Annotated in this window: 13 protein-coding genes, 1 pseudogene and 1 riboswitch; of the genes and pseudogenes, 9 read left to right on the forward strand and 5 right to left on the reverse strand. The window is 72.6% G+C overall.

Annotation, left to right across the window (positions count from 1 at the left end; genetic code table 11):
- Positions 1-279: 279 nt before the first annotated feature.
- Positions 280-6453: a pullulanase-type alpha-1,6-glucosidase gene (gene pulA / locus NFS20_RS17635; protein ID WP_251153117.1), complete on the forward strand. Its 6174-nt coding sequence runs from the start codon at positions 280-282 to the stop codon at positions 6451-6453.
- Between the two features lie 90 nt (positions 6454-6543).
- Here the strand turns inward: pulA and purU are convergent, their stop codons facing one another.
- Positions 6544-7422 carry a formyltetrahydrofolate deformylase gene (gene purU, locus NFS20_RS17640; RefSeq protein WP_251153118.1) on the reverse strand — a complete coding sequence of 293 codons (879 nt, stop codon included), beginning with the start codon at positions 7420-7422 and terminating at the stop codon, positions 6544-6546.
- Positions 7423-7542: 120 nt separating this feature from the next.
- On the opposite strand from purU, the gene NFS20_RS17645 reads away from it, so the two are divergent.
- Positions 7543-8064 carry a GNAT family N-acetyltransferase gene (locus tag NFS20_RS17645; RefSeq protein ID WP_251153119.1) on the forward strand — a complete coding sequence of 174 codons (522 nt, stop codon included), beginning with the start codon at positions 7543-7545 and terminating at the stop codon, positions 8062-8064.
- 19 nt (positions 8065-8083) lie between these two features.
- On the opposite strand, the gene NFS20_RS17650 is transcribed toward NFS20_RS17645, so the two are convergent.
- Entirely contained in the window at positions 8084-8875 is a 792-nt protein-coding gene (locus tag NFS20_RS17650; protein WP_251153120.1) for an ATP-binding cassette domain-containing protein, read from the reverse strand.
- On the reverse strand, positions 8872-10086 hold the full coding sequence (locus NFS20_RS17655; RefSeq protein WP_285821149.1) for an ROK family transcriptional regulator: 1215 nt from the start codon (positions 10084-10086) through the stop codon (positions 8872-8874). The genes NFS20_RS17650 and NFS20_RS17655 overlap by 4 nt, the downstream gene beginning before the upstream one ends.
- Positions 10087-10345: 259 nt before the next feature.
- Here NFS20_RS17655 and chvE point away from each other — a divergent pair, with 259 nt between their 5' ends.
- The 7 genes from chvE (at position 10346) to NFS20_RS17690 (ending at position 19170) form a co-directional block, all read left to right on the forward strand.
- The gene (gene chvE, locus NFS20_RS17660) at positions 10346-11470 is read left to right on the forward strand and encodes a multiple monosaccharide ABC transporter substrate-binding protein (RefSeq protein WP_251153122.1); all 1125 of its coding nucleotides are present in this window, start codon (positions 10346-10348) and stop codon (positions 11468-11470) included.
- Positions 11471-11568: 98 nt separating this feature from the next.
- Entirely contained in the window at positions 11569-13134 is a 1566-nt protein-coding gene (gene mmsA, locus NFS20_RS17665; protein WP_251153123.1) for a multiple monosaccharide ABC transporter ATP-binding protein, read from the forward strand.
- Positions 13131-14303, forward strand: coding sequence for a multiple monosaccharide ABC transporter permease (mmsB, locus tag NFS20_RS17670; RefSeq protein WP_251153124.1), 1173 nt, complete (start codon positions 13131-13133; stop codon positions 14301-14303). The genes mmsA and mmsB overlap by 4 nt, the downstream gene beginning before the upstream one ends.
- Before the next feature lie 101 nt (positions 14304-14404).
- A riboswitch (ZMP/ZTP riboswitch) is annotated at positions 14405-14511 on the forward strand.
- Positions 14512-14608: 97 nt separating this feature from the next.
- A complete protein-coding gene (glyA, locus tag NFS20_RS17675; RefSeq protein ID WP_251153125.1) occupies positions 14609-15910 on the forward strand; it encodes a serine hydroxymethyltransferase in 1302 nt (433 codons plus the stop codon).
- Positions 15911-16056: 146 nt separating this feature from the next.
- Positions 16057-16938, forward strand: a complete 882-nt coding sequence (locus tag NFS20_RS17680; RefSeq protein ID WP_251153126.1) for a bifunctional methylenetetrahydrofolate dehydrogenase/methenyltetrahydrofolate cyclohydrolase — start codon at positions 16057-16059, stop codon at positions 16936-16938.
- Between the two features lie 22 nt (positions 16939-16960).
- Complete coding sequence (locus NFS20_RS17685; protein WP_251153127.1) at positions 16961-18277, forward strand: MFS transporter; 1317 nt, start codon at positions 16961-16963, stop codon at positions 18275-18277.
- A gap of 89 nt (positions 18278-18366) precedes the next feature.
- Positions 18367-19170, forward strand: a complete 804-nt coding sequence (locus tag NFS20_RS17690) for an exodeoxyribonuclease III (RefSeq protein ID WP_251153128.1) — start codon at positions 18367-18369, stop codon at positions 19168-19170.
- Between the two features lie 123 nt (positions 19171-19293).
- Here NFS20_RS17690 and galK read toward each other — a convergent pair whose 3' ends face one another.
- Both galK and galT read right to left on the reverse strand, forming a co-directional pair.
- Positions 19294-20523: a galactokinase gene (gene galK / locus NFS20_RS17695; RefSeq protein ID WP_251153348.1), complete on the reverse strand. Its 1230-nt coding sequence runs from the start codon at positions 20521-20523 to the stop codon at positions 19294-19296.
- 69 nt (positions 20524-20592) lie between these two features.
- Positions 20593-21795 (reverse strand): annotated as a pseudogene (galT, locus tag NFS20_RS17700) (galactose-1-phosphate uridylyltransferase); the annotation flags it as partial.
- Positions 21796-21854 lie beyond the last annotated feature (59 nt).

A 21854-nucleotide genomic window follows, 5' to 3' on the forward strand; every position in this document is an offset into this window, starting at 1 on the left:
CGCCACGACCCGCGACGACTCACCCCACCCTCCGCTCCAGGGCGGCCGCGGCTCTTCGCCAGACCCGCCACGACCCGCGACGACTCACCCCACCCTCCGCTCGTGCTGCGGTCGGTGGCGTGCAGACTCTTGCTGCAACTTTCTGCAAGCAGTACAGTCGGGCCAGCCGTACGCTGAGAAGCGCCTGGCCCGGCCGACGTCGTCCGCTGCTGGTCCCGTCGTCCGTCCGTGCTCCTCGCGTGGCTTCCGCACGAATCTCTTCGGACGAGGGAGTCCTCCATGACCTCCACGCCGCGTCGGCGCTCAGCGTCGTCGACCGCGTCATCCCACCACTCCCGGTCTCGCGCGTCCCGCGCGACGGCGTCGGTCACCGCGCTCGCGCTGGCCACCTCGACGTTCGCCGGGCTCACCGTCGCCGCGCTGGCCGCTCCTGCGGCCGGCGCCGACCGCACTGCCGCCCTCGTGGGCGACCTCCAGTCCGAGCTCGGCTGCGCGGCCGACTGGGATCCCGCGTGCGCCGCGACCGAGCTCTCCCCGACCGAGACGCCCGGCGTCTGGTCGGCCGAGTTCGACGTCCCCGCCGGTACGTGGCAGTACAAGGTCGCCATGAACGACGCCTGGGACGAGGCCTACGGGCGCGACGGTGGCCAGGACGACGCCCCGCTCGTGCTCGGGGGCGACACGCGCGTGCGCGTGACGTTCGACGACGCGACCCAGCGCATCGCGCTCACACCCCTCGGTCTCGCGGGGGAGTACGACGACGCGCAGGACGCCGCGCTCGTGGTCCCGCCGGTGCGCCAGCCCGGGTCCGACGAGCGCTTCTACTTCGTCATGACCGACCGGTTCGCCAACGGCGACCCGTCGAACGACACCGCGGGACTCGGCGACGACCCGCTGACGTCCGGGTTCGACCCCACCGACAAGGGCTTCTACCAGGGCGGCGACATCGCGGGTCTGCGACAGAACCTGGACTACGTCGAGGGGCTCGGCACGACGGCGATCTGGCTCACGCCGTCGTTCAAGAACCAGCCCGTCCAGGGCACCGGGGCCGACGCGTCGGCCGGGTACCACGGCTACTGGATCACCGACTTCACGCAGATCGACCCGCACCTCGGCACCAACGCCGAGCTCGAGGCGCTCATCGACGAGGCGCACGACCGCGGGATCAAGGTCTACTTCGACATCATCACCAACCACACCGCCGACGTCGTCGACTACGAGGAGAAGCAGTACTCGTACGTCGACCAGGCGACGTCGCCGTATCGCGACGCGTCGGGGACGGTGTTCGACCCGGCGACGTACGCGGGCACCGACGGCTTCCCGGAGCTCGACCCGGCGACGTCGTTCCCGTACACGCCGTTCGTGCCCACGGGCAAGGAGGAGCTCAAGGTCCCGTCGTGGCTCAACGACCCGACGCTCTACCACAACCGCGGGAACTCGACGTGGACGGGGGAGTCGGTCACGTACGGCGACTTCGACGGCCTGGACGACCTCATGACCGAGCACCCGACGGTCGTCGACGGCTTCGTCGACGTCTACCAGGACTGGGTCGACCTCGGTATCGACGGATTCCGCATCGACACCGTCAAGCACGTGAACTTCGAGTTCTGGGAGACGTGGACCACCGAGGTCCTCGACTACGCGCACGCGCAGGGCAAGGACGACTTCTTCATGTTCGGCGAGGTGTACGACGCCGACGCGGCGAAGCTGTCGCCGTACGTGCGGCGCACCGACATGAGCTCGACCCTCGACTTCACGTTCCAGTCCGCGGCGACGAGCTTCGCGAGCGGCAACAGCGCCAAGGGTCTCGCGTCGCTGTTCGCGAGCGACGACATGTACACGACGCCCGACTCGTCGGCGAGCGCGCTCCCGACGTTCCTCGGCAACCACGACATGGGCCGTGTCGGGTACATGCTCGCGTCGACGGACGACCCGCTCGCGCGCGACGAGCTCGCGCACGAGCTCATGTACCTCACGCGCGGCCAGCCGGTCGTGTACTACGGCGACGAGCAGGGCTTCGCGGGCACGGGCGGCGACAAGGACGCACGCCAGACCCTCTTCGCGACCCAGGTCGCCGAGTACGCCGACCAGCCGCTCGTCACGGGCGAGCAGGCGGGCAGCGTCGACCGCTACGGCACCGACGCGCCGCTCTACGAGCACATCGCGTCGCTCGCCGCGCTGCGCGAGAGCCACCCGGCGCTCGCGACGGGTGCCCAGGTCGAGCGCCACGTCACGAACGGCGCGGGGGTCTACGCCTTCAGCCGTGTCGACCGCGAGGAGAAGATCGAGCACCTCGTCGCGCTGAACAACGCGTCGGACGAGCGCGAGGCGACGTTCACGACCCTCACGCCGGGCGCCTCGTACGAGGTGCTGCACGGCGACGGCGAGCCAGTCACCGCGGACGCCGAGGGCACGGTGACGCTCGCCGTCCCGGCGACGTCCGCCGTCGTGCTCGTGGCCGACCGCCAGGTCGGCGCCGACTCGTCCGGCGAGATCGCCGTGACGGTCCCGGCGGCGGGAGCCGCGCTGAGCGGCGTGGCACCGGTCGGCGCGACCGTGGACGCCGACGCGTGGTCCGAGACGTCGTTCGCGTGGCGTGAGGTCGGAACCCAGGAGTGGACACCGCTCGGGACGGCCGAGGACACGACGCCGCGCGTCTTCCACGACGTGACCGACCTGCCCGACGGCACGCTCGTCGAGTACCGCGCCGTGACGTCCGACGCCGACGGCGACCGTGCCGCCGCGTCGACGTTCGCGAGCGTCGGCGTGGACGTGAGCGGGACGGTCTCCGAGGAGCCCGAGCCCGAGATCGACCTCGTGACCGTCCCCGGGAGCCACAACTCCGAGATGGGCTGCGCCGGCGACTGGGCGCCGGGCTGCGAGGCCGCGCAGCTCACGAAGCGTCCCGACGGCGTGTACGCGGGCACGTTCGACGTCCCTGCGGGCACCTACGAGTACAAGGTCGCGATCAACGGGTCGTGGACCGTGAACTACGGGGTCGGCGGCGTGGCGGGCGGCGGCAACGCGACGTACACGACCGAGGGCGGACCGGTGACGTTCTACTGGGACCCGGTGAGCAAGGACTTCTCGAGCACCGCCCAGGGGCCGGTCGTCACGCTCGCGGGGTCGTTCCAGGACCAGGTCGGCTGCCCGGGCACGTGGGCACCCGACTGCCTCGCGACGTGGCTCAAGGACCCCGAGGGCGACGGGACGTACACGTGGTCCACGGACGACCTCGCCGCGGGCGCGTACGAGGGCAAGATCGCCCACGGGCTGAGCTGGGCCGAGAACTACGGCGTCGGCGGGGCCCCGGGCGGGGCGAACTACCAGTTCTCCGTCGGCGACGGCGAGACGGTGACCTTCACCTACGACCTCGAGACGCACGTGCTCGAGATCGGCGTCGAGAACCCGCCCCTGCCGGGCACCGGTCAGCAGGCCGCGCACTGGGTCCGCGAGGACGTCGTCGCATGGCCGGGCGACCTCGGCACGGGTGACGCGTACACCCTGTGGACCGCGCCCGAGGGCGGGCTGACCGTCGCGGACGGCGCGGTCGACGCGCCGGAGGGCGCGACGTCGTACACCCTCGAGGCCGACGCGGGCGGCCTGCACGAGGACGTGGCGGCCGACTTCCCGGCGCTCGCGGCGTACACCGCGCTGCGCGTGACGGACGCGGACGGCGAGCCGGTCTCGCGAGACGCCGTCGAGGCGGCGCTCCGCGGTCAGCTCCTCGTGACCCGCACCGACGGCGAGACGCTCACGGCGGCGACCGGGGTGCAGATCCCGGGCGTGGTCGACGACCTGTTCGCCGAGGACGCGGCCGACCGCGAGCTCGGGCTCACGTGGCACGCCAACGGGAAGTGGGCGTCGTTCGCGCTCTGGGCGCCGACGGCGCAGGGCGTCTCGCTCCTCGCCTGGCCCGCGGGGACCTCGCTCGACGACGAGCCCGAGCGGTTCGCGACCACGCGCCAGTCCGACGGCACGTGGACGCTCGACGGCAAGGAGGCGGCCAAGAAGCTCGATGATGGCCCAGGAGGCGCGGCCGTCGGCTGGAAGGGTGCCCGCTACCTCTACGAGGTGCAGGTCTACGTCCCGAGCACCGGCGAGTTCGAGACCAACGTCGTGACCGACCCGTACTCGGTCGGCCTGACGCTCGACTCCACGCACTCGGTGGCCGTCGACCTGGACGATCCGGCGTTCCGCCCGTCCCTGTGGGAGGGCACGCCCGCCCCGGTGGTGGAGCGGCCCGTGGACCAGACGATCTACGAGCTGCACGTGCGCGACTTCTCGATCGCGGACGAGACCGTCCCGGCGGAGGAGCGCGGGACCTACCTCGCGTTCGCCCAGGAGGAGTCGGACGGCATGACGCACCTGCGCGAGCTCGCGGACGCGGGCCTCACGACGGTGCACCTGCTGCCGACGTTCGACATCGCCTCGATCCCCGAGGACCGCGCGGACCAGGCCACGACGGGCGACCTCAGCGGCTTCGCGCCCGACTCGTCCGAGCAGCAGGCCGCGGTCGCGGCGGTGCAGGGCCAGGACGGCTTCAACTGGGGCTACGACCCGTGGCACTTCTCGGCCCCCGAGGGGTCGTACGCGGTGGACGCCGACGGCGGTGCGCGCGTCGCGGAGTTCCGCACCATGGTCGGCGGACTGCACGACGCGGGCCTCCAGGTCGTGCTCGACCAGGTGTTCAACCACACCGCGGCGAGCGGTCAGGACGAGAAGTCCGTGCTCGACAAGGTCGTGCCGGGCTACTACCACCGGCTCAACCCGACCTCGGGTGCGGTCGAGACGAGCACGTGCTGCCAGAACGTCGCCACGGAGCACGCGATGGCCGGCAGGCTCATGGTCGACTCGGTCGTCACGTGGGCGCGCGACTACAAGGTCGACGGGTTCCGCTTCGACCTCATGGGCCACCACTCGAAGCAGAACATGCTCGACGTCCGTGCTGCCCTCGACGGGCTGACGCTCGCCGAGGACGGCGTCGACGGCGAGTCGGTCTACCTGTACGGCGAGGGCTGGGACTTCGGCGAGGTCGCGGGGAACGCGCTGTTCGAGCAGGCCACGCAGGGCCAGCTCGGTGGCACCGGCATCGGGACGTTCTCCGACCGCCTGCGCGACGCGGTGCACGGCGGGTCGCCCGTCGACGGAGCATCGACCTTCACGCAGGGCTTCGGCACCGGTCTCGCCACCGACCCCAACGGGCAGCCTGCCCGGGCGGGAGAGCCCGGCACGGTCAACGACGGCTCCGAGGACGAGTACGCCGACCTCGGTCACCAGACCGACCTCGTGCGCCTCGGCCTGGCCGGCAACCTGCGCGACTTCACGTTCGTCACCTCGACGGGCGAGGAGCAGCGGGGTGACGAGATCGACTACCGCGGTGCGCCGGCGGGCTACGCCGACTCGCCCGAGGAGGTCGTCACCTACGTCGACGCGCACGACAACGAGACGCTCTTCGACCTGCTCACGCTCAAGCTGCCGGCGGACACGCCGATGGACGAGCGCGTCCGGATGAACGCCGTCTCGCTCGCGACCGCGGCACTGTCGCAGACGCCGTCGTTCTGGCACGCCGGCACGGACCTGCTGCGCTCGAAGTCGCTCGACCGCAACAGCTACGACTCGGGCGACTGGTTCAACGCGATCGACTGGTCCGGCCAGGACAACGGGTTCGGCAAGGGCCTGCCGATGGCGGCCGACAACGAGGACAAGTGGCCGCTCATGGCACCGCTCCTCGCGGACCCGGCGCTCAAGCCGTCGCCGGAGGACATCGCGACCGCCTCGGCGCAGGCGCAGGACCTGCTGAGGCTGCGGCACTCGACCGAGCTGTTCCGTCTCGGCGACGCCGACGCGATCCGCGAGAAGGTCACGTTCCCCGACGCGGGCACCGGCCAGGAGCCCGGCGTGATCGTCATGGCGGTCGACGACCTCGTGGGCGACGACGTCGACCCGGCGCTCGACGGCCTGCTCGCCGTGTTCAACGCCTCGCCCGAGCCGGCCACGTACACGGTCGGGGCGCTCGCCGGCCGCGACTACGTGCTCTCGCCCGTCCAGCAGGAGGGGAGCGACGCCGTCGTGCGGGAGACGACGTGGGACGCGGAGACCGGGACCGTCACCGTGCCGGCCCGGACGGTCGCCGTGCTCGTCGACCCGCAGACGGCGGACGGTCTGCCCGTCACGGTCGAGGCCACGGGACGCTGCCTCGCCGGGAAGGCGTACGTCGCGGTCCGCGCGACGAACGACGGTGCCGTTCCGGTGGACGTCACGCTCCGCACGCCGTTCGGCGCGAAGTCCTTCGCGGACGTCGCACCGGGGAAGAACGCGTACCAGTCGTTCGCCACGCGCGCGACGGCGCTCGAGGCGGGCGAGGCGACGGTCACCGCGACGGCTACGGTCGACGGCGAGGAGGTCACCTCGACGTCCGACGTCCCGTACGAGGGGCTCTCCTGCTCCTGACGGCGAGCAGAGCCCCGGTCGCGCGGGGGAGGACGCCGGTCGTGGACCGGCGTCGTCTCCCGCACGGCCGGGGCTCTCGCGCGAGCGGGGTCAGCGGAAGACGACGGTGCGGTGCCCGTCGAGCAGCACGCGGTGCTCGGCGTGCCAGCGCACCGCGCGCGCGAGCGTCTGCCGCTCGACGTCCTCGCCGATCGCGACGAGGTCCTCCACGCGGCGCGAGTGGTCCACGCGCGCGACGTCCTGCTCGATGATCGGCCCCTCGTCGAGGTCGCCCGTGACGTAGTGCGAGGTGGCGCCGATGAGCTTGACCCCGCGGTCGTGCGCCTGCGCGTAGGGGCGCGCGCCCTTGAAGCTCGGCAGGAACGAGTGGTGGATGTTGATGATCCTGCCGGGCATCTCGCGGCACAGGTCGTCGGAGAGGATCTGCATGTAGCGCGCGAGCACCACGAGCTCGACGTCGAGCTCCGCCACGAGCGCGCGCAGGCGCGACTCCGCGTCGGCCTTGGTCTCGCGCGTCACGGGCACGTGGTGGAACGGCTTGCCGTAGAACGTCGCGATGTCCTGCAGGTCCGTGTGGTTCCCGACGACGCCCACGACCTCGATCGGCATCGCCTGCGACCGCTCGCGGTACAGCAGGTCGACGAGGCAGTGCGGAGCCTTCGACACCATGAGGAGCGTGCGGACGCGTCGGCCGACGACGTCGAGCTCCCACGCCATGCCGAACCGCTCGACCACCGGGGCGAGCGCGTCCGTGAGGGCGTCGCGCGGGACCGCGGCCTCCACCTGGACGCGCATGAAGAACAGGCCCGACAGCGGGTCGCCGAACTGCTGCGACTCGGTGATGTTGCCCCCGAGCCCGGCGAGCGCCCCGGCGACGGCGTGCACGATCCCCGGACCGTCGGGGCACGAGAGGGTGAGGACCCAGTGCGTGGGGTCGGTGGTCGCGGGCCGAGGTGCTGTCGTGGACACCTTCCAGAGGGTAGTCGCGCCGTCGGGCGCAGGCCGCCGTGGTCGCCCCCGTGGACCTCGCGGGCGGACATCACCCGGACACGGGCCGTGCGAGGCGCCCACGTCTGACACGATGAACCCATGAACGACGCGCAGATCACCACCCGCCTCGTCACCGACGCCGAGGCCGGTGAGCTCCTGACCCTGCGCCGGGCGGCGTTCGTCACCGAGGCGCAGCTGTACGGCGACCCGAACATCCCGCCGCTGACCCAGACCCTGCACGAGCTGCGCGACGACCTCGCGCGCGAGGACGTCGTGACGATCGGGGCATGGCTCGACCACCGCCTCGTCGGGTCGGTCCGCGTCGAGATCGAGGAGAGCCGGGCGACGCTCGGGCGCCTCGCCGTCGCCCCGGACATGCAGGGCCGCGGCATCGGCACGCAGATGCTCTTCGAGGTGCTCCCGTACCTGCCCGAGCAGACGACGGAGATCTGGGTCTTCACCGGCAAGGACTCGAAGCAGAACCTCGCGATGTACACGAAGCACGGGTACGAGGAGCAGTACGACAAGGCCGCGGGCGACCTCACGTACACCTACCTGCGCCGCATCCTCGGCGCGGCCGAGGTGCGCGACGACGCCGCCCAGGAGCAGCAGGGCGCCTGACGGGCACCGCCACGTCGCCTCAGCGCCGGACGGTGCCCTGCGCGGGTCGGGGCGGGGTCGCGCCGGCGACCGTCGTCGCGCCGGTGACCGCCGCGATGATCTCCTCGTAGCTCGCGCCCTGCCCGGAGAAGCTCCCGTTGTTCCGCCCGTGCCGCAGGACCTCCACGCGGTCCGCGACGGCGCGCACGTCGGTCATGTTGTGGCTGATGAGGATCACGGCGTGCCCCATGTCCCGCAGCCGCAGGATGTGGCTGAGGACCTCGGCCGACTGCGCGACCGAGAGCGCGGCGGTGGGCTCGTCGAGCACCACGACGCGGGGCTCGCCGAGCAGCGTGCGCGCGATGGCGACGCTCTGCCGCTGCCCGCCGGAGAGCGCCGAGACGGGGACCCGGACCGAGGGGACGCGCGCGTTGAGGTCGGCGAGCACGCGGCGCGCGGTCTCCTCCATGGTCGCCTCGTCGAGATGACGACCCCGCCGCAGCTCGCGGCCCAGGTAGAGGTTCGAGACGACGTCGAGGTTGTCGCACAGCGCGAGGTCCTGGAAGACGGTCGCGATGCCGAGCGCGTGCGCGGCGACCGGGCTGGGGATGGTCACGGGCACGCCGTCGGACTCGATCATCCCGGCGTCGGGGGTCAGGACCCCGGCCACGATCTTGGCGAGCGTCGACTTGCCGGCGCCGTTGTCGCCGACGAGCGCCACGACCTCGTGGCGGTGGATCTCGAGCTCGACGCCGGTGAGCGCCTGCACGGCGCCGAACGACTTGTCGATCCCGTGCAGGGCGAGCGCGGGGATGCGGGGAGTGGCGGTCACGTCGGTTCACCTTCGATGGACGGGACGGGGGCGACCGCGAGGCCGTCGGTGGCCATGTCGGTCGCGCCGAGCGCGAGGGCGAGGGCTCCGAGGATCTCGGCGCGGGGGCCCAGCTCGGACGCGAGCACCTCGACGGGAGCGATGGTGTTGGGCACCAGATGGCGACGCAGCGACTCGCGGAACGGGGCGAGGAGCACGTCCCCGGTCTCTGCGAGCTCCCCGCCGACGACGATCGCCCGCGGGTTCAGCGTCGTCGCGAGGGCGGCGACGACCGACCCCACCCGGTCGCCGGCGTCGGCGACGACGCGTCGGCAGCCGGGGTCGCCGTCGAGCGCCCCCTGCACGAGGTCGCGCAGCGTCAGCTCGCCGTGGCTCGTGCGCACGAGCGCGAGCAGGGCGGCGGAACCGACGACGGTCTCGAGGCAGCCGCGGTTGCCGCAGCGGCAGATCGGGCCGGTGGGGTCGACCTGGACGTGCCCGATCTCGCCCGCGGTTCCCGCGTAGCCGCGGTGCAGGCGCCCGCCGAGGACGATGCCCGCTCCGGTGCCGTGGGAGACGCGGACGAAGATCGAGTCGCGGTGGCTGCGGGTCGCGCCGAGCTCGTGCTCCGCGAGCGCGGCGAGGTTGGCGTCGTTGTCGACGACGACCGGCCGGGCGAGGCGCTTGGCGAGCACCTGACCCACGTGGATCCCGTCCCAGCCCCGGAGCACGCCGGGCACCGAGATCATGCCCGTGTCCTCGTCGACCGGGGCGGGGAGCGCGACACCGACGCTGAGGAGCTCGTCCACGCCCGCGCCGACGCGCTCCAGGAGCTCGACGACGAGGAGTGCGGCCCGGTCGAGGCCGGTGTCGACGCGGTGGTCGACGGGGAGCGGCATCCGTTGCTCGGCGAGGATCTCGCGCGTCGGGTCGCCGAGCGCCACGGTGAGGTGGCGCTGCCCGAACTGCACCGCGCCGACGACGCCGAGCCGTCGCGCGAGCGTGACCATCTGGGCGCGCCGCCCCGACCGGGACGCCGGGTGGGTCTCCACGACCCCGGCGCCGGTGAGCTCCTTGACGATCGTCGAGACGGTCGCCGTGGAGAGGCCGGTCGCCTCGGCGAGCTCGACCTGGGTGAGCCCGCCGTAGCGCCGGACGGCATCCACGATCCGGTGTCGGTTCGCTTCTCGGAGGGAGGTCTGCGAACCGGGGGTGGACCGGTCGCTGTTCACAGGCCGCAGGCTACACCGTCCGAAGTCCGCGTCGAGGCGGTGACAGGCGGTGACGGCCCGCCTATGAGCATGAGTTCGACCTTCGAACACAAAATGGTTACGACGCGTTGGGAGCGCTTGACCATCGAACTCAGCCAGGGCTACGTTCCGTGGCGTGCCGCGTGGGAGCGCGACCGCCCGACGACGGGCGGCGCTCGACCACGGCCCGTCGTGCCGCCCGGTTCGGGAGGCACGACCTTCGACGACGAAAGGGAAGACGATGACGTCCGTGCGCAGAAAGGTCGCCGCGATCGCGGGGACAGCCCTCCTCCTCGGCTCCATCGCCGCGTGCAGCTCCGAGCGCGCCAGCGACTCCGGTGACGGCGAGACGGCTGCCGACTCCGGCGACACCCTCGTCGGCATCGCGATGCCGACGCGCAGCCTCGAGCGCTGGAACAACGACGGCGAGCACCTCGAGGGCCTCCTCCAGGACGCCGGCTTCGAGACGACGCTCCAGTACGCCGACAACAAGGTCGACCAGCAGATCACCCAGCTCCAGAACATGATCAACCAGGGCGCGGACGTGCTCGTCATCGCGTCGATCGACGGCACCGCGCTCGGCCCGGTCCTGGACCAGGCGGCCGAGAACGACGTCCCGGTCATCGCGTACGACCGCCTCATCAACGGCTCCGAGCACGTCGACTACTACGCGACGTTCGACAACGAGCTCGTCGGGACGCTGCAGGGCGAGTTCATCGTCGAGCAGCTCGACCTCGAGGGCGGTGCGGGTCCGTTCAACCTCGAGCCGTTCGCCGGGTCGCCGGACGACAACAACGCCAAGTTCTTCTTCAAGGGGGCGTGGGACGTCCTCGCGCCGTACGTCGAGTCGGGCCAGCTCGTCGTCCCGTCGGGCAAGTCGCCGGCGACGGTCGACGACTGGGACTCCATCGGCATCCAGGGCTGGGAGTCGGCCAAGGCCCAGTCCGAGATGGAGAACCGGCTCAACTCGTTCTACACGGACAAGAAGGTCGACGTCGTCCTGTCGCCCAACGACTCGCTCGCCCTGGGGATCGAGCAGGCCCTCGAGGGTGCCTCGTACACCGAGGCCGACTGGCCGATCGTCACGGGCCAGGACGCCGACGAGGCGAACGTCATGAACATGCTCGCCGGCAAGCAGTCGATGACCGTGTGGAAGGACACGCGGACGCTCGGCGACCAGGTCGCGACGATGGTCGAGCAGATCGTCGCGGGCGACGAGGTCGAGGTCAACGACACGGAGACGTACGACAACGGCGTCAAGGTCGTGCCGTCGTACCTCCTCGAGCCGCAGGTCGTGACGGCCGACACCGTCGAGAGCGCGCTCGTCGAGTCCGGCTTCTACACCGCCGAGCAGCTCGGGCTCTGAGGCCGCGCCCGGGGTGCGCGCACCCCGGACCGGTCCGCCCGACCCGACCGCGGGGCGCCGTCGACCGACGGCGCCCCGCGCACGAGACAGGAGCAAGGATGGTCCTCGAGAACGTGCTCGAGACGCACAACATCCTCGAGATGCACGCGATCACCAAGGAGTTCCCGGGCGTCAAGGCGCTGCAGGACGTGAACCTCGAGGTGCGGCGCGGCGAGGTGCACGCGATCTGCGGCGAGAACGGCGCCGGCAAGTCGACGCTCATGAAGGTCCTCTCGGGCGTCTACGCCCACGGCTCGTACGACGGCGAGATCCTCCTCGACGGCCAGCCGTGCGCCTTCCGGGGCATCCGCGACAGCGAGTCGCGCGGCGTCGTCATCATCCACCAGGAGCTCGCGCTCGTCCCGTACCTGTCGATCGCGGAGAACATCTTCCTCGGCAACGAGAAGGCGACCGGCGGCGTGGTCGACTGGAACCGGACCTCCGCCGAGGCGGCCCAGCTCCTCGCGCGCGTCGGCCTGGACGAGAACCCGGCGACGCTCGCGATGGACATCGGGGTCGGGAAGCAGCAGCTCGTCGAGATCGCGAAAGCCCTGTCGAAGCGCGTGGACCTGCTCATCCTCGACGAGCCGACCGCCGCGCTGAACGACGAGGACAGCGCCCACCTGCTCGGTCTCATCGAGCAGTTCCGCGAGAACGGCATCACCTCGATCATCATCTCCCACAAGCTCAACGAGATCGAGGCGATCGCCGACCGCGTGACGATCCTTCGCGACGGTCGCACGATCGAGACGCTCGACCTGCACGGAGACGAGCCCGTCACCGAGGACCGCATCATCCGGGGGATGGTCGGTCGCTCGCTCGAGAGCCGCTTCCCCGAGCGGACCCCGTCGATCGGCGCCGAGGTCCTGCGCATCGAGGACTGGAGCGTGCACCACCCCGTGGACACGGAGCGCCTCGTCGTCGACAACGCGAACCTCACGGTGCACGCCGGGGAGATCGTCGGCCTCGCGGGGCTCATGGGCGCCGGGCGCACCGAGCTCGCGATGAGCGTGTTCGGCCACGCGTACGGCACGCGGATCTCCGGACGCGTCTACAAGGACGGCGTCCCCGTGCGCACCCGGACCGTCGCCGAGGCGATCTCGCACGGCCTCGCCTACGCGACCGAGGACCGCAAGCGCTACGGGCTCAACCTCATCCAGACGATCCGCGAGAACATCTCCGCGTCCGCGCTCGGCAAGGTCGCCCGCTGGGGCGTCGTGCAGCGCGAGGAGGAGGCGACGGTCGCCGAGGAGTACCGCCGCGACTTCGGGATCAAGGCCCCGACGGTCGAGTCCCTCGCCGGCAAGCTCTCCGGCGGCAACCAGCAGAAGGTCGTCCTCGGCAAGTGGGTCTTCTCCGACCCGGACGTCCTCATCCTCGACGAGCCCACGCGCGGCATCGACGTCGGCGCGAAGTACGAGATCTACGCGATCGTCAACGCGCTCGCCGACGCCGGGAAGGCCGTGCTCGTCATCTCGTCGGAGCTGCCCGAGCTCATCGGGGTCTGCGACCGCATCTACACCATGAGCCAGGGACGCATCACGGGAGAGGTCCCGCGCGCCGAGGCCACACAGGAGAAGCTCATGCACCACATGACCATGGACAAGGGGGCCACAGCCCGATGAACGTCGTCAGGGAGTACCTCGGCCGCAACGTCCGCCAGTACGGCATCGTCGCGGCCCTGCTCGTCATCGTCCTGCTCTTCCAGGTGCTCACCGACGGGCGCCTGCTCTACCCCAACAACGTGGCGAGCCTCGTCCAGCAGAACGCGTACGTCATGGTCCTCGCGATCGGCATGGTCATGGTGATCGTCGCCGGTCACATCGACCTCTCGGTCGGGTCGGTCGTCGCGTTCGTCGGCGGCCTGTGCGCGATCATGATGACGCAGTGGGAGCTGCCGTGGCTCGTCGCGGTGCTCCTGTCCCTCGTGGTCGGTGCGCTCGTCGGCATGTGGCAGGGCTTCTGGGTCGCGTACGTCGGGATCCCCGCCTTCATCGTCACGCTCGCGGGCATGCTCGTGTTCCGCGGGCTCGCGATCGTCCTCGTCGGGACGACCGTCGCCGGCCTGCCCGAGGGGTTCAAGGCCATCAGCAACGGGTCCGTCCCGAACTGGTTCGGGTTCGTCGGCGACCTCGACGTCGTGACGCTCGGGATCGGGGCCATCGGCATCGCGGCGTTCGCCGTCTCCCAGTGGCGCTCGCGGACGTCGCTGCGCAAGCACGGTCTGTCGGTCGAACCGATGTCCGCGTTCGTCATCAAGGTCGTCGTCGCCGCCGCGCTCATCGGCGTCGTGACGTACTGGCTCGCGCTGAGCGCGGGCGGCACGCCGATCGTCCTGCTCATCGTCGGCGCGCTGATCATCGCGTACTCGTTCGTCCTCAACCGCAGCGTCTTCGGACGGCACGTCTACGCCATCGGCGGCAACCGTCACGCGGCCGTCCTCTCGGGCGTGAGCTCGCGTCATGTCGACTTCGGCATCTTCGTCAACATGGGCGTGCTGGCCGCGGTCGCCGCGGTCATCACGACGTCGCGCGCCGGGGCCGGCGTCGCCGCGGCGGGCATGAACTACGAGCTCGACGCGATCGCCGCGTGCTTCATCGGCGGCACCGCGGTGACGGGCGGCGTCGGCCGCATCTCGGGCGCGATGATCGGCGCGCTGATCATGGGCGTGCTCAACATGGGCCTGTCCATCATGGCCGTCGACGCGGCGTGGCAGCAGGCCATCAAGGGCCTCGTGCTGCTCGCCGCGGTCGCGTTCGACCTCGTGAGCAAGCGCCGCGCGTCGCTGCGCTGACCGCACGGCCCGCCGGGCGCCGTCGGACACCCACCGGTGCCCGACGGCGCCCGGACGCGTCCCCGGACGACCTGCCCGGGGCGTGCGGAGTGGGTTAGGATCGTGCGCGTCGCGACTGGCGCACCCTGCCGTTCGAGCGGGGATGGTGGATCACCACCGGGGAGCGGCACGCTGTGCAGACGACGGGTCGTTCGCCTGGGCCCCGGGTCACCCCTTGGTGGGTGCGTACCCGGTTGCGGACCGGATGCCACCGACCGACAAGCATCTCCACCGAGACACCGCTGCCCAGACCGCGAGGAGACGCCATGAGCGCCCAGCCCGTTGACCGCCCGTCGCAGACCGTCCTGAACACCCCGCTCGCCGAGCTCGACCCGGAGATCGCCGCGGTACTCGACGGCGAGCTCGCGCGCCAGCGCGACACGCTCGAGATGATCGCGTCGGAGAACTTCGTCCCGCGCGCCGTCCTGCAGGCGCAGGGCTCGGTCCTCACCAACAAGTACGCCGAGGGCTACCCCGGCCGCCGCTACTACGGTGGCTGCGAGCAGGTCGACGTCGCCGAGAACCTCGCGATCGCCCGCGCCAAGGCCCTCTTCGGTGCCGAGCACGCCAACGTCCAGCCGCACTCCGGTGCCACCGCGAACGCGGCCGTGCTGCACGCCCTCATCAACAAGGGCGACAAGATCCTCGGCCTCGAGCTCGCCCACGGCGGCCACCTCACGCACGGCATGAAGATCAACTTCTCCGGCAAGCTGTACGACGTCGCGGCGTACGGCGTGGACCCGCAGTCGTACCGCATCGAGATGGACGAGGTGCGCAAGCAGGCGCTCGAGACGCGCCCCGACGTCATCATCGGCGGCTGGTCCGCCTACCCCCGTCACCTCGACTTCGCGGCCTTCCGCGAGATCGCGGACGAGGTCGGCGCGAAGCTCTGGGTCGACATGGCGCACTTCGCGGGCCTCGTCGCCGCGGGCCTGCACCCGTCCCCGGTGCCGTTCGCGGACGTCGTGTCCTCCACCGTGCACAAGACCATCGGCGGCCCGCGCTCCGGCTTCATCCTGAGCAAGGAGGAGTACGCCAAGAAGATCGACTCCGCCGTGTTCCCGGGCCAGCAGGGCGGCCCGCTCATGCACGTCGTCGCCGCCAAGGCCGTGTCGTTCAAGATCGCCGCGTCCGACGACTTCAAGGACCGCCAGGAGCGCACGCTGCGCGGCGCGAGCATCATCGCCGACCGCCTCGCCCAGGCCGACGTCGCCGAGGCCGGCGTGTCCGTCCTCACCGGCGGCACCGACGTCCACCTCGTGCTCGTCGACCTGCGTCACAGCGCGCTCGACGGCCAGCAGGCCGAGGACCTCCTGCACGAGGTCGGCATCACCGTGAACCGCAACGCCGTGCCGTTCGACCCGCGCCCGCCGCGCGTCACGTCCGGCCTGCGCATCGGCACGCCCGCGCTCGCCACGCGCGGCTTCGGCGACGCCGAGTTCACGGAGGTCGCGGAGATCATCGCGACGGCGCTGCGCGAGGGTTCCGCGGCCGACGTCGAGGGCCTGCGTCGCCGCGTCGAGGCGCTCACCGCGGACTTCCCGCTGTACCCGGACCTGCAGCAGTAGTCCTTCGTCCGTGGCAGTCCGTCCGACGGGCGGGTCGTCGACCCGCCCGTCGGACGAACCCGCGCGAGGCCCTGCGTCACGCAGGCCGCCGCAGACCACCCGTCCTGCCAACGTCATCCCGCCGCACGCCACCCGGAGGCCCGAGCATGACCGCACAGATCCTCGACGGCAAGGCCACCGCCGCCACCATCAAGTCCGAGCTCCGGTCGCGCGTCGCCGCGCTGCGTGACCGCGGGGTCGTCCCCGGGCTGGGGACGATCCTCGTCGGCGAGGACCCCGGGTCCGTGTCCTACGTCGCGGGCAAGCACCGCGACTGCGCCGAGGTCGGCATCGAGTCGATCCGCGAGGACCTGCCCGCCGACGCGACGCAGGCCGACGTCGAGGCAGCGATCGACCGCCTCAACGCCAGCCCGGCGTGCACCGGCTACATCGTCCAGCTGCCGCTGCCGCGCGGCGTCGACACGAACGCGGTGCTCGAGCGGATCGACCCCGACAAGGACGCCGACGGCCTGCACCCCACCAACCTCGGCCGCCTCGTGCTGCGCGTCAACGAGGCCGTGACCTCGCCCTTGCCGTGCACGCCCGCCGGGATCATCGAGCTCGTGCGCCGGCACGGCATCGAGCTCGCGGGCAAGGACGTCGTGGTCGTCGGGCGCGGCACCACCGTCGGCCGCTCGATCGGCCTGCTCCTGACGCGCCGGGAGATCAACGCGACCGTGACCCTCACGCACACCGGGACGCGCGACGTCGTCGCCCACCTGCAGGGTGCCGACGTCATCATCGCGGCCGCCGGCGTCGCGGGCTTCGTCAAGCCCGCGCACGTCAAGCGGGGCGCCGTCGTGCTCGACGTCGGCGTGAGCCGCGTCGTCGAGCCCGAGACAGGCAAGGCCCGCCTGCGCGGCGACGTCGACCCCGGCGTCGCCGAGGTCGCGGGCTGGCTCTCGCCCAACCCGGGCGGCGTCGGCCCGATGACGCGCGCCATGCTGCTCGCCAACGTCGTCGACACCGCGGAGCGCTCCTTCGCCTGACGCGGGGCGCTAGGGTGCGCCCATGAGCAGCGCCGTCGCGGCCCCGGCCCGCCGCACCCGGGTCGCCGTCACCGCCGCGTACGCGGTCCAGGGCGGGGGGTTCGCCGTCGTCCTCACGAGCATCCCCGGGTACAAGGACCGCCTCGGGATGGGGGACGACGTCGTCACGCTCGTCGTGCTCGGCGTGTGCGTGTGCGCCGGGCTGGGCAGCGCCCTGTCGGGGACGGTGTCCGCCCGTCGTGGGTCGCGCGTCGCCGTGGTGGGCGGCCTCCTGCTCGCGGCGCTGGGCATCGCGGGCGCCGGCGCGGCGCCCACGTGGCCGCTCTTCTTCGCCGCGCTCGCGGCGTACGGCGTCGCGCTCGGCACGGTCGACGCGGCGATGAACATGCAGGGCATCGACGTCGAGCGGGCCTACGGGCGCAGTCTGCTCGCGTCGTTCTACGCGGCCAACGCCGCGGGCGGCGTGCTCGGGGCTCTCGCCGTGTCCGGTGCGGCGCTCGTCGGGCTGGGGCAGCCGGTCGCGCTGCCGCTCGTCGCGGCCGTCGTCGCCGTGGCGGCAGTCGTCCTCTCGTCACGTCTGGTGGGCGAGCGTGGACGGGCGCCCGACGGCGCACCCGGGGCAGCGCGGACACCGGCGCCCGACGCCCCGCAGGGCGAGCACGACGCGGCAGCGCCGGGTGCGCGCGTGGCCGCCGGGACGATCGCGCTGCTCGGGGTCGCGATGGTCGCGTTCCCCGTCGCCGACTCGGCGATCTCCAGCTGGAGCGCTACGTTCCTGCGCGACGTGCTCGCGGCGAGCGCCGTCGTCGCACCGCTCGGGTACGCCGCCTACCAGGCGACCCTCATCGTGTCGCGGCTCACCGGGGACCGGCTCGTCGAGCGGCTGGGTCGCGTGCGGGTCGTGCGGTGGGGCGGCGCGCTGGGCGCGCTGGGCTTCCTCGCGGTCGCCGCGGCGCCGGGCTGGCCCGTGGCGGTGCTCGGACTCGCGGTGACGGGGCTCGGGCTGGGCGTCGTCGCGCCGCTCGCGTTCTCGGCCGCAGGTGATCGTGCGCGCGAGGCGGTCGCGGCGGCACGGGGGACAGGGACGGGCTCTCCGGCGGCGGCGGCCGACGGCACCGTGGAGTCCGTGACGGACCGCGCCGTCGCGCGGCTCAACGTGTTCACCTACGTCGGTGCCGTGCTCGGCGGGGTGCTCACGGGAGTCTTCGCGACGGCGGACCAGCTGCGCGCAGGGTTCGCGGTCCTCGCGGTGCTCGCCGCGGTGTCCGCGGTCCTCGCCGGCCGGTTCCGTCCGGTGGCCGCGGCCGCCGACGTGAGCGGGGCCACGGTCGCGCGCTGACCGCGCCGTGGGCGGTCCGTGATGGGATGTCCCGGTGCCTCGCGGCCGTCGTGATCGCGTGCGCTCCGCCATCGAGGAAGGACCTCCGCTTGCTCACCGTCGCCACCGCCAACGTCAACGGGATCCGCGCCGCCGTCCGGCGGGGCATGGACGCCTGGATCGACACCCGGACCCCCGACGTGCTCCTCCTGCAGGAGGTGCGTGCCCCCGACTCCGTCGTCCACGAGCTCCTCGAGGGCTGGCACGTCGCGCACCAGGCGTGCGACCTCAAGGGCCGTGCCGGGGTGGCCGTCGCCTCGCGGCTCCCCGTGCACGCGGTGCGCGTCGGGCTCGGCGCGGACGGGCCCGAGGCGCCCGTCGACACCGGCCGCTGGGTCGAGGCCGACCTCGACCTTCCCGACGGGTCGACGCTGACCGTCGTCAGCGCCTACATCCACTCAGGCACGGTGTCGCAGCCCGAGACGATGACGCAGAAGTACGCCTACCTCGAGCGGGTCACGACGCGCCTGCGCGAGCTCGCCGCCGACGGGCGTCGCGCCGTCCTCGCGGGCGACCTCAACATCGCCCACCGCAACGCCGACATCAAGAACTGGAAGGGCAACCTGAAGAGCGCGGGCTTCCTCCCCGAGGAGCGCGCGTACGTCGACACGTGGCTCGACGAGATCGGACTCGTCGACCTCGGGCGCGCGCACGGCGGCGAGGGCCCCGGTCCGTTCACCTGGTGGTCGTGGCGCGGCCGTGCGTTCGACAACGACTCCGGCTGGCGCATCGACTACCAGCTCGCGACGCCCGCGCTCGCCGAGCGCGCGGTCAAGGTCGAGGTCGACCGTGCGGCGTCGCACGAGGAGCGCTGGAGCGACCACGCGCCGCTCGTCGTCACGTACGACCTCTGACCTCCGTGCTCTGACTGCGCGATGGCACCAGGCGCTCAGGGCTCTCCGGGGCGGCCGCCCCTCCGGCCCTGAGCGCCCTCTGCGCGCACTCGCCGATGCGCGCCCACGGCCCGGCCCGTTCGCTCAGCCGACGGCGTCCGCCGGTGCCGAGGGGACGGCGAGGAGGAAGCCGGGGGCGCCGAAGCCCTCGCGCTCGAACGCGGCGCGCACGGCGTCGGCGACGGCCTCGGCACGGTCGGCCGCGACGAGCGCGATCGCCGAGCCACCGAATCCGCCGCCGGTCATCCGGGCGCCCAGGGCGCCGGCGACGCGTGCGGCCTCGACGGCGACGTCGAGCTCGACGCTCGACACCTCGTAGTCGTCGCGCAGCGACGCGTGCGACGCGTTCATGAGCGGCCCGATCTCGCCGACGCGGCCGTCCTGCAGGAGCGCGACGAGGTCGCGGACGCGGCCGATCTCGGTGACGACGTGGCGCACCCGGCGGCGGGAGACGTCGTCCGGCAGCTTGTCGAGCGCGACGTCGAGCGCGCCCGCGGGGTCGTCGGACGCCGCCGCGGCGTCGGCGAGCTCGCGGAGCGAGGCGAGCCCCAGGCTCTGCGCCGCCGCCTCGCAGGTGTCGCGCCGCTGGGCGTACTGCCCGTCGACGAGCTGGTGCTCGGCGCGCGTGTCCATGACGAGCACGGCCAGGCCTGCGGCCTCGAGGTCGAACGGTTCCTGCTCCGCGGACTGCGCGGGGTCGAGCCCGGGGCGGCAGTCGAGGAGGAGGGCGTGCCCGACCTGGGCGCGCAACGACGCGGACTGGTCCATGCCTCCGGTCGGCGCCCCGGCGATCTCGTTCTCGGCGCGGATGCACGCCGTCGCGAGGGTCGCACGGCCGGCGTCGGACGCCGCGAGGCCCAGCCCCGCGACGTCGTCGAGCGCGACGGCCACCGCGCACTCGAGCGCGGCCGACGACGACAGCCCGGCGCCGAACGGCACGCACGAGTCGACCGCGGCGTCGAACCCGGGGACCGCCGCGGGGTCCGCTCCGGTGGCGGCGAGGTGCTCGCGCAGCGCCCAGGCGACGCCGGCGACGTACGCGCCCCAGCCGGCGACCGCGCCGGGCGTGACGTCGTCGAGAGGCATCTCCCAGACCTCGCCGGGAGCCTGCGCGGAGGCGAGCCGCACCACGCCGTCGGTGCGCGGGCGCAGCGCGACGTACGTGCGGTGCGGCAGCGCGATGGGCAGGCACAGGCCGGCGTTGTAGTCCGTGTGCTCGCCGATGAGGTTGACCCGGCCGGGCGCGCTCCACACGCGCAGGCCGTCGCCGTCGTCGCTCCCGCCGTCGCCCGTGCCGAACGCCTCGGTGAACACCGTGCGGGCACGGGCGGCGCCCGCAGCCTCGTCCCAGGCGGGGACCCAGCCGCGCGCGGTGCCCGCGGGGGCGAGCTCCTGCAGGCGCGCGGCGACCCGCTCGGGGGTCGTGTCGCTGATCCACGCGCCCATGCCGGACTCGGAGCCCGCCAGGTACTTGAGCTTGCCGGGGGCGCGCAGCACCGAGAAGACCTGCAGGTGCAGGCGCGTGAGCGTGACCTCGTCGGTGCCGCCGTCGGCGACCGACCGTCCCTCGTGCGCCGGAGCCTGGTGCCAGGCGGCGATGTACGGGAGGGGGATGGGGTCGCCGTCGGCGGTCTCGAAGAACCGGTCGAGCCGCCGGAGGAGCTCGAGGTAGGTGGCCGCGAGGTCGTCGCGCTCGGCGTCGGTCAGCGCGGGCAGGTCGGGCACGTCGCGGCGCGGCGCGAGGTGCACCTCGACGGGCCACTTCGCCGCGTACGGCACGTACGCGACCCAGTGCTCCGTCTCGAGGACCACGCGGCGCCCGTCGGCGAGCTCGGAGTCGAGGACATCGCGCAGCAGGTTGCGGCCCGTGCGCTCGTGGTGGGCGCGTGCCTGGGTGAGCAGGGCGCGCGTGCGCGGGGTGACGTACGGGTACCCGTAGATCTGTCCGTGCGGGTGGTGCAGCGTGACGCCGATCTCCTGGCCGCGGTTCTCGAAGCAGAAGACCTGCTCGACGCCGGGGACCTGCCCGAGCGCGGCCGTGCGGTCGGCCCACGCGTCGATGATCGTGCGGACGCGCTGCGGGGGGAGGGCTCCGAAGGACGTGTGGTGGTCGCTCGAGAAGCACACCACCTCGCACCGGCCGGCCGCCGGGCCGTGGACCTGCAGGGGCGCGTCCTGGACGCGCTCGTCGCCGATGCCGGGGACGCGCTGGAGCGAGGGGAAGCGGTTCTCGAACACCGCGACGTCGTAGTCCGTGTCGGGGATCTCGCCGTCCGAGTAGGCGCTGCCGGGCCGCGCGGGGCACAGCGGGCACGAGTCCGCGGCCGGGAGGAACGTGCGGTTCATGCGGTGCGCCGCCATCGGGATCCAGTCGCCCGTCAGCGGGTCGAGGCGCATCTCCGGGCCCGAGTACGGGTGAGCCACGCCGTCCGGTCCCGGGACCGGGGCGAACCGGTCGGGCAGCGGGCGCGGGTCGTCGAGGCGGCGCGTGCGCTCGCCCGAGACGTACTCGGGCGAGTCGTCGAAGTAGACGAGGTCGCGGCCGTCGGCGAGGTGCGTCGCGGTGCGTCGCAGGTGCTGGTTCATGGGTGCGAGGACTTCCGTCGGTGGGGAGGGTTCTGGGATGCCGGGTGCGGGCACCGGGC

It is taken from the genome of Cellulosimicrobium sp. Marseille-Q4280 (assembly GCF_943181405.1).
In the GTDB taxonomy this organism is placed as follows: Bacteria; Actinomycetota; Actinomycetes; order Actinomycetales; family Cellulomonadaceae; genus Cellulosimicrobium.

Excerpts from the sequence above, each read along its gene's own strand:
- pulA (WP_251153117.1), top strand. The coding sequence starts at position 280 with ATGACCTCCACGCCGCGTCGGCGCTCAGCGTCGTCGACCGCGTCATCC.
- NFS20_RS17645 (WP_251153119.1), top strand. The coding sequence starts at position 7,543 with ATGAACGACGCGCAGATCACCACCCGCCTCGTCACCGACGCCGAGGCC.
- chvE (WP_251153122.1), top strand. The coding sequence starts at position 10,346 with ATGACGTCCGTGCGCAGAAAGGTCGCCGCGATCGCGGGGACAGCCCTC.
- mmsA (WP_251153123.1), top strand. The coding sequence starts at position 11,569 with ATGGTCCTCGAGAACGTGCTCGAGACGCACAACATCCTCGAGATGCAC.
- mmsB (WP_251153124.1), top strand. The coding sequence starts at position 13,131 with ATGAACGTCGTCAGGGAGTACCTCGGCCGCAACGTCCGCCAGTACGGC.
- glyA (WP_251153125.1), top strand. The coding sequence starts at position 14,609 with ATGAGCGCCCAGCCCGTTGACCGCCCGTCGCAGACCGTCCTGAACACC.
- NFS20_RS17680 (WP_251153126.1), top strand. The coding sequence starts at position 16,057 with ATGACCGCACAGATCCTCGACGGCAAGGCCACCGCCGCCACCATCAAG.
- NFS20_RS17685 (WP_251153127.1), top strand. The coding sequence starts at position 16,961 with ATGAGCAGCGCCGTCGCGGCCCCGGCCCGCCGCACCCGGGTCGCCGTC.